The sequence below is a fragment of the Nostoc sp. FACHB-888 genome (assembly GCF_014696655.1).
Classification (GTDB): Bacteria; Cyanobacteriota; Cyanobacteriia; order Cyanobacteriales; family Nostocaceae; genus Nostoc.
This window is the reverse complement of sequence record NZ_JACJQM010000178.1, coordinates 1-8521: the sequence shown is the minus strand read 5'-3', so window position 1 is coordinate 8521 and position 8521 is coordinate 1. Positions and strand designations below refer to the sequence as shown.

Genomic DNA, 8521 nt, shown 5'->3' with positions numbered 1-8521 from the left:
TGGTTATGACCGGGATACCAAAAACTTTATTGACTCTGCACCAAGTAATAAGCAAACCTCTCAAGCTGAAACTAAGGAGTCTTGCACACCAACAACCCAAGTTCAACAGATGTTGGCACTTTTAGAAAAGACGAAAGCCAATTCCATTGATGAGTTTATCCAAACCGAGTTGAAATTAGACGGAGTTCCACCAGAGCTGATCCGTTTGGGAATTGAAAAATTACTCCAAAATTCTCATATAAAGTACAAATTCGGCGGTTGCAATAGTAATCAAAATTAAAATTTGTTGAATAACCTATGCGAGACAACAATCGAAACAACTCCCCATCAGCAGCCTCAAGCCCTTTAGAAAAGTTAACAACGAGTGTTGTTAATTTTATTAACAGTCTCTCTCAAAGCTTTAAAATATCAGAACGCGAACTACTAGTTCAAAAACAGTGGCTACATAATATGCAAACTAGTAAGCTTCTCAAAGAACAACAGGATTTCATCAATGAAGCTAATCAACAGATGCCTATACTATTAACTTCCAAGTCAAGATTAATAATTCTGGAAGAAATACTTGTCACTCGTGCCAGAAATGGACAACCTATAGATGATTTAGTGACGGCAATTGAAGTAGTCAGGAAGAACGTTCTTGAGATAGATATCCAGCCCAATCTCAATTTAGAAAAGGAGCAAAAAACTCAACCTCAGAAAAGCAAGGATACACTAATTACCCATCGTCACCAATACGAGTTACCTATTCTGAGCGAAGTTGGTGGTTTAATCACTGATGCCCGAAACCTTATCTTAATTGTGCCTTTGATTGCGGCTCTATCTGTTTTGATTTTGCCTCTTACTAGCCCAAGAATTTGCGATTCCTGGGAGAATGCTAGTGGCACTTATGAAAACAATAGCTTGTATTGTCAAATTTTAAGTGATTTGAATCGTTTTTTTCAAGACTATCAAAAGCTAAAATGAATCTTCTAGCTCTGGCAACAATCGCCGGAGCTTAAGCAAACTAATACGGCGTAAATCATTCAAAGATATAACATTAATACTAATTTAATCAGCAAAAAAAGACTTTCTTAGCTGATAAGCCTGTAGAATAGTTATTGTTGACATTTTCAGTATTAAATAGGGAAAAATGTAGGTAATTGGAGCGCTTGCATTTTTAAAATCTGCTCTTAAAAGAGATAAAATGTTAATTAGAATAAATAATTTTCATAGTAATTTAAATGACTCGATTTATTCACGACCAATTTGCTAAAGATTATTTGGAAGAGTTACTAAAACCTTTTATTTTCTCCTACCCAACAAGCTAATAATTTAGAGATGCTAGGAATTCTGGGAAAATTTGCAGCTACACCTGCTATTTTTGAACCATTTCGCAATCCTGCCTCTGAAGAGGAAATCTGTGACTGTTTGCTGAAATTATTGGAAGTAAGAGGTGCTTTACAACGCGAAGCTAACCGCAATAAAATCTCTATTAAAGAATTAGAAATTCCGAAATTGTGGATACTTTCTCCAACCGTGTCTGTGAGAATACTTTCAGGTTTTAGTGCAATACAAGCATCTAATTGGGTGTCTGGAGTATACTTAATGGGGGAGTATTTGCGAACAGCTATCGTTGTAATTCATCAACTGCCACGTACTCAAGAAACTTTGTGGCTAAGAATTCTCGGTCGAGGGAAAGTACAAAAGCAGGCTATTGATGAATTAGAAGCGCTATCATCTAATCATCCGTTTCGCAAAGCCACACTAGAATTACTGTACAATTTACAGCAGAACTTGGTAATGTCTCAAATTGAAGAATCAGATGACAGGGAGTTAGTTATGCGATTAGCACCACTTTATCAGCAAGACCGAGAACAAGCTAGACAGGAAGGAAAAGTAGAGGGAATTAAGCAAGGTGAAGAACGTTTAATTATACGTCAACTAAATCATCGCTTTGGTGAGATTGACTCTTCAGTAATTGAGCGAATTCGAGGTTTATCTACTGACCAATTGGAGACTTTAGGAGAAGCCTTTTTAGATTTTTCATCCCTCACTGATTTAGAAACTTGGTTAGACCAAAATTTCTAAATAAAAAGCTTGTGCTATTATCTATTGCCTGGAAAGTAAATGCGCTCTTATCAAGAAGGGTTGGGGCAAGGGGGAAAGGCTTCGCCGTGAGCGCAACTTCTCTTCTTAAGCTGCGCCCTAAGCGTAGCTATGCCGCAGGCTTTACGACAAAGTTTACAGGGAGTCAGTCGAACGATAAAAAGCTATTTGAGAACAGTAGTTGCACCATCATTTTTACCTTTTGCCCTCTTATTTGCACCTTGTGTCACTTTCGGTTCTTCTGACTTACTGGAGTTAACCATTTTCACCAAGGAAGAATTGAGATAACTTTGTGCAGAGATATACAAACTTTCCCAAATCTCTTGATTACGGCTGATTTTTGTCCCTACTGTATTTCCTGCTGTTTTCTCGGATACCAAGTATTTGCGGAAATAGTTAGCCCATAAGTGTTGCAGGAAATCTTCAGCGAATTCATTAAACGGCAGAATCCATTTATAGTCCTTATCCAAAAATACCCGATAGGACGCAATTATCGGTAGTGCCAAGTCGGTTGGCGCACCAAACCCAAATGAATACTTACTGTCCGGCAACAACGTAGTTTTACGTATATCAATTGATGCTAAATCGTTGCTACCCTTTCTTCTGGGGCTGCTGATATGGTCTTGAATTATTTCGTACAATCTTTGCTCTATCCACAAAGCCTGAGAAAGCAGTGGCAGTAAAGCGGTTAACCGTTCCCTTTCTACATCTGTGATGTTACTTGGAAGACTCATCCCTGCTGGGTGTTTGGTTCGTTTATTGCCGTCGGGGTTGTATTTATTTCTGTCGAGGCAGTAAAGCAGCTTCAGTAAATGGGTGACATTGCACTGAGCGTTTCTGGGAGCGCCGCTTTGGTTTTGGTAATAGGCGATGCGGAATTTCCGATCTTCTGCTCTTTCTAACTGGGCTAAGTACTGCTTGATGAATTTGTAATCACCTCTAGCGTTGACTTTGGAGCGAGAATCTACTGGCGTTGTGGTATTACTTGCCAGGGCTATGTCTTTGGCTGATTCTTCAGTCAATCCGATGTGGATCGTAATTTTTACTCTAGCTTCGGTTAAATCGTATTTGTAATTTTTCGCTTGCTCAAATGCTAAAACTGTATGCCCTCCGTTGATAATCCCATCGCTACCGCCCTCGTTAGCTTCTAAAATCTCTAGTTCTAGCTCGGTTTTGTTTCTGTTGGCCTTAACTTTATTGGCTGACAGAACGATTCCACTGTGGCGAGAGAAGAATTTTGCAGGTTCGGTCGTCAGGGAGTCGAAGATTTGTCTGTAGGTTGCGCTTTTGCGGTTTGCTTCCCTGATATTGGGTTCTAGGGGGAGGTCTGTTGGGAAGCTGTCTACATGGGCTGTGGCGATGATGCAATTGGGGTTGGCTTGAAAATAGTTATCTATTTTAATATTCCAAGTCTTGGGCATAGTTTATTTCTTCGGAACTAGAAATTCTATGTTAACCAAAACCCTGACCCTGATACCGCATTTCTCAAAATGCCGAGTACTGTTAGAGATTGGACTACAACATATCTCCGCATCTGCTCCCGTCAAATTATCTAAACCCGCGATAGATATGGTACGCCTGAAAAGCCGGAATTTACAGCAACATTATGGTTAATCTTTACAGTGCCTAAATCCTAGCTTAGATAAAGAGTACTTAGATGCCTGATATTTAGGTACTCTCTTTATGGAAAGCTATTTTCAGCTATAAGCAACAGCTTAGTTGCTGTACATATTTACAAAAACTAACTTAAGATAGACTATTATTCATACTTAAGTTAGTTGCAAAAAGTGCTAATGTTAAAAAGTTTTCTCAAACATCTATAACTAGGCTCGCTCAGTTAGTTTCACTTAAAACGTATTTATACCTGTTCTCATTATGAGAATGCCTGCTTTACTAATATTCAGCAAGCGCCAAGTACCTGCACCATGACTATCGCCAAAATTCATTCAGTTGTCTGTATTCAGTCTCGTGTTTTAGTCGTATTTTATACTCCGTGTAGATGCTGGCAGTTTCGGATTGTTAGCCCAGATGACACGGTATTGGGTGACTATCCGATTTACTTTAGTGCTGAAGCAGCAGCAAAAGCTGGGCGTGAATGGATTTATCAAAAGCGGTAAAGTGGTTAATTCATTCGGTGGCAATCCCAGTCGGAAGCCCATCGAAATAGCTTGGGTAAAATTTTATAATGAAGCTTTGAAATAGGATCAATCTCCCACTGCTCATTATCTTATACTTGCTATCTTTATATGTAATTGTGCAGCATTGTTCATATAAGTTGGATGTTAAAAAGAATCGACCACATTTACCTGTCAGTATCTAATTTTTCTCAATCTGAGACATTCTACGACTTGGTAATGCGAGAACTCGGACAACACAAGGGCCATAAAGTTATTGCCCAAGAACCACACGCTCATTACTTCGGCCCGCAATTTCAGTTAACCATTCGACCTGCAAGGTCAGCACAAAAACACGATCCTTATGCTCCTGGCTTGCATCATCTCTGCTTTCAGGTAGAGACAATGACTGACGTAGACTTATGCTTTGAGAAACTCAGATCAGTGGGAATCAAGGTCAGTCAACCTAAACGATATCCTGAATATCATCCTGAGTATTACGCAATATTTTTTGATGATCCGGACGGAATCAGACTGGAAATCGTCGCCAAAACAGCTGCTCGTCAAGCATTGGAGTTGCGATGGGACGAATTGAAAGAATTTCTTAATCCTCTGCAAACATTGCCTAATACTGAGTTTCATAACGCTTAATAAAGTTTAGCTCCTACCATTGCCCATACTGTCTGAAGAACAGCGATTGCTACCTACAGCTTTGCAGTGATTGGATTGCTAGTGGCAAAGCAATTCATCTATGGCGCTACTTTTTCTTTAAACAGCTTTCCAGGAGAAAACGCAGGAACTCTAGTAGCCGGAATTGTCATTGGCTCATTGGTTTTGGGATTACGTCCTTCACGCTCTGAACGTTCGCGTCGCTCGAATGACCCAAACCCAACGAGCGTTATCTTCTCCCCGTTCGCTACAGCCTCGGTCACAACTGACCAATTCGCAATTCGCAATTCGCAATTCGCAATTGTAATCCATATAAATAATTCTCAATTAGAGCCTGTATAGAAACAACTTTTATAATTTGCTATCTCAAACCTTGCTAAATCAAGTATTTTTAGAAAAAAAGAAGGAGGGTTGTTTTTTGACAAGTTCTTAGTAATCCATAATTTCTAATTGTTTTTAACTGCGAATTGCGAATTGCGAATTGCGAATTGCGAATTGTTATGGCTGCTACAGCATCCACTAATTCCCCTTTGTTCATAAATCACCCTGAAGTATTGCCAGTATTGGAAATTTACTTTACCACTACTATCTTTTGTGAGGATAGGGGGAAAACGACTAACAATCAAGCAGCATACGAAAATTAACAATGCACGGCTACTCCTATGGCGACTTTGAATTCAGGGATAAACCCAGTTGAGTTCTAGGAGAGCTTGACTGATTCTATAATCACCTTTTAAGAGGAACTTGTGTGAAGCTGTAAGAGAATGAAGAATCAAACTTTCTTCTACTAATCAGTTTTAACTTACATAATTGTAAATATGCCTTCAATTTCCTACAACCGCACCGATAGCCAGCAACCACAAAGCATTACCATTGAAGGTTATGTTGTCCGCCCCGGATTACACATTCTCACTTACGAGCAACTCAAGTTGCTACGGGAGCAAACACAGCATCATTCTCAGCTTGAACATTTAGTCAGCCAAGGCATGATTAAGTTGACTGGTTAATAGTCGCCAGCACAAAAATCCTAACTCGCTACATCTAATTCTACTATTGCTGGCTGTTGTTGTTCCTTAACAGCACCCAGTGACTCAATAAAAGCGTCGATTGCCTTAGCTGCTGACTGCTTACCTGTTTTAAATTGGGAAAGGACATTTTCGCGTATTGCTGAATAATCTGGTATGACTTGCTGCTCAACAGAAACAGCCTCTTGTGTTTGTAAAGCAACTCCACCATTACGCTCATCTATTAAACCCTTAATCTGAGCGATCGCATCTGCCATCTCCTGCCTAATTACCTGTCTAATCTCTTCCCCATCGGGTGTAGACGCAGAAGAAGCATTTACTTCCTGTTTAACTATTTCCTTAATCTCATCACCATTAGATAACGCCAGCCCAGCTTTTGTCTGACCCAGGATTCCCAGGAGCAATCTTGTCGCTGTATGATTTAATGACTCATTCTCCGAAATCTGCATTGCCGATAAAGCTTTGATTTCTGCATCAGTTAGCCCAATAGAAATTGTTACCTTAGCCATACTTTTAACACCTGTAAATATTAAACTCTACATTGCTATTTTTGAGTTACACCGTTTGCATACAGTACTTTGATCGCTGATCATAAATGCTGTATAAACAACTTATCAATGACCCAATTATTAAACTTTGCCCTGTAAGCAACTTTTACCCTCGGTTCTTTAATCTAGCTTCAAATCAATTAAGTTGCCATCAATTCAATTCTAACGCACACTTACCTGATATCCATCTGAAAAATGAGGGCAGATGTGCCCCTATTTAAACTTTTTACTTTTAAATATTGCCCTACATCCGCTACCCTTGCAGTCTTATATCCCACAAGGTGTGTCACTTCAGTTGCTACTTGACATTATTGCTAGCTCTGAACATTACCAACTACCACAGTAACTATCGACCCGAATCTCTCGCCAAATATCTGATACCTGCCACCCTGAGTTTTCAATTGATTTCACTTGAGGGCTGTCAAATACCGGAGAAGAGTAATAGTTAGAATCATACTTTAACTTGTTATTATTTTCTTCCAGTTGTTGTTCGGCTTCCCATGCTGGTTTGGGAGCCTCAATAATTTCAACTTTTGGTTCTAACTGTTGGGATAATTTTGTTGCTACTGCCTTTTTCAAAATGGGCTTTTCTATTTGACTGCTCAGTTCCATGTCTATCTAAAATTAACAATCTATGATTACAAAAAGTTGATTCTTGAATCTGAAGAGTTCAGGAGTTAGTGGAAAGAATTAACATTGATACCTGAATTTATAATTACTTACTTTTTAGACTGCTCACAAGTTGTTAAAACTAGAACTTACTTGTTCGGTTCGCTGCACTGTCTAAAGTCAGCGCAGTCAGGATAGATTACATCTGGCCATAGACACTCAACTTCGACAGCAAAGAAAATTATGGTACAAATGTATTGTAGATGAGAGTAAGTTGAGCTATGCACCTTTTGTGGTTTCGTCGAGATTTGCGTTTAACTGACAACGAAATTGTCACCTCTTCATCTGGTAATGATGCAAGAGTTCTGCCATTCTTCATTATTGATCCTTGGTTTTATACCTGGGCTGATGTCGGAAAGGGGAGAGTCCGCTTCTTGTTTGAGTCATTGGAAAATCTCGACTCAAATCTCCAAAAGTTAGGTAGTCGGCTGTACTTATTTGAAGGTAATTCTACAGACATCGTGCAAGAGTTGACTAGGCAGTTAATCATTGCAGGATATAAACCCAAACTTTTCTTTAACCGTGATGTGCAGGTGGAGTACGGTGTCAGCCGGGATAAAACTATAGTTGATTTCTACAAACAGTTAAACTTTGATTACCACATTGGGCTAAACAACTTTCTGCAATCAGCAGAGCAACGTGACGGGTGGTTTAACGAATATTATACCTATCAAAGGCAGCCCCAATATCTTGCGCCATTAACTATTAATACACCTAAAATAACGCTTAATCTACCACAGCTAACGTTTGAAGAACTTAAACAGAAATACCAGCGCTTTTGGGCAGTCGAGAAAGTTTACTTTCCAGGGGGTGAAACACAAGCACAAGGTCAACTGAACTCTTTTCTCAAAAAAAGATACTTTGGCTACCATTGGAAACTTTCTCGCCCAATGCTCTCACAGCTTGGTGCAACATCTCATTTATCACCACACCTAACCTTTGGGACTATTTCAACTCGCACTGTTTACCAAAGCACTAAAGCCTTAGCAGAAGAATTAAAAGCTCAACCTAAAGCAGAATTCTCTCTCAAAACATTTCGAGACCGTTTGCGTTGGCATGATAGTTTTACTGCACGGCTCTATTTCCATCCAGAAATTGCTTACACTAACCGTTACCCAGAATTTGATCAACTATATACACCAGAAACATTGTCGGGAGAAAAACAAGAATTATTTCAAGCATGGCAGCAAGGAATGACAGGCTTTCCACTGGTTGATGCCAGTATGCGACAACTCAAAATAATGGGTTGGATGAATTTTCGGATGCGAGCAATGTGTGCCACATTCCTAACCATTAACTGTGGGATTTCATGGCATCACGGCGCTAGACACTACATGAACTATTTAGTAGATGGAGATTTAGCAATTAATAATTGGCAATGGCAGATGCAGGCTGGTGTAACTAATCCACT

At 39.5% G+C, this 8521-nt stretch carries 9 protein-coding genes and 2 pseudogenes; 7 read left to right on the top strand and 4 right to left on the bottom strand.

The genetic code is table 11. From position 1 onward, the window contains the following. The 3 genes and pseudogenes from H6G26_RS35525 to H6G26_RS35515 form a co-directional block, all read left to right on the top strand. A pseudogene (locus H6G26_RS35525) lies at positions 1-280 on the top strand (hypothetical protein); the annotation flags it as partial. 17 nt (positions 281-297) lie between these two features. Continuing rightward, positions 298-963, top strand: coding sequence for a hypothetical protein (locus H6G26_RS35520; protein WP_190735970.1), 666 nt, complete (start codon positions 298-300; stop codon positions 961-963). 257 nt (positions 964-1220) lie between these two features. After that, positions 1221-2067, top strand: a pseudogene (locus H6G26_RS35515) (DUF4351 domain-containing protein). 182 nt (positions 2068-2249) lie between these two features. On the opposite strand, the gene H6G26_RS35510 reads toward H6G26_RS35515, so the two are convergent. Next, positions 2250-3506, bottom strand: coding sequence for an AIPR family protein (locus H6G26_RS35510; RefSeq protein WP_190735968.1), 1257 nt, complete (start codon positions 3504-3506; stop codon positions 2250-2252). A gap of 504 nt (positions 3507-4010) precedes the next feature. Here H6G26_RS35510 and H6G26_RS35505 point away from each other — a divergent pair. Both H6G26_RS35505 and H6G26_RS35500 read left to right on the top strand, forming a co-directional pair. Beyond that, positions 4011-4202 (top strand): hypothetical protein, encoded by a 192-nt coding sequence (locus tag H6G26_RS35505; protein ID WP_190735966.1) that lies wholly within the window; start codon positions 4011-4013, stop codon positions 4200-4202. 162 nt (positions 4203-4364) lie between these two features. Continuing rightward, positions 4365-4850 (top strand): VOC family protein, encoded by a 486-nt coding sequence (locus tag H6G26_RS35500; RefSeq protein WP_190735964.1) that lies wholly within the window; start codon positions 4365-4367, stop codon positions 4848-4850. Between the two features lie 98 nt (positions 4851-4948). Here the strand turns inward: H6G26_RS35500 and H6G26_RS35495 are convergent, their stop codons facing one another. Continuing rightward, on the bottom strand, positions 4949-5182 hold the full coding sequence (locus H6G26_RS35495; protein WP_190735974.1) for an HU family DNA-binding protein: 234 nt from the start codon (positions 5180-5182) through the stop codon (positions 4949-4951). Positions 5183-5686: 504 nt separating this feature from the next. On the opposite strand from H6G26_RS35495, the gene H6G26_RS35490 reads away from it, so the two are divergent. Continuing rightward, the gene (locus tag H6G26_RS35490) at positions 5687-5875 is read left to right on the top strand and encodes a hypothetical protein (RefSeq protein WP_190735962.1); all 189 of its coding nucleotides are present in this window, start codon (positions 5687-5689) and stop codon (positions 5873-5875) included. A 20-nt stretch (positions 5876-5895) separates the two neighbouring features. On the opposite strand, the gene H6G26_RS35485 is transcribed toward H6G26_RS35490, so the two are convergent. After that, positions 5896-6402, bottom strand: a complete 507-nt coding sequence (locus H6G26_RS35485) for a hypothetical protein (RefSeq protein ID WP_190735960.1) — start codon at positions 6400-6402, stop codon at positions 5896-5898. Positions 6403-6768: 366 nt separating this feature from the next. Next, positions 6769-7053, bottom strand: a complete 285-nt coding sequence (locus tag H6G26_RS35480; protein ID WP_199327238.1) for a hypothetical protein — start codon at positions 7051-7053, stop codon at positions 6769-6771. Positions 7054-7331: 278 nt separating this feature from the next. Here H6G26_RS35480 and H6G26_RS35475 point away from each other — a divergent pair. Continuing rightward, positions 7332-8521, top strand: a 1190-nt coding sequence (locus tag H6G26_RS35475) for an FAD-binding domain-containing protein (RefSeq protein WP_190735958.1), incomplete at its 3' end; no start/stop codon positions are given.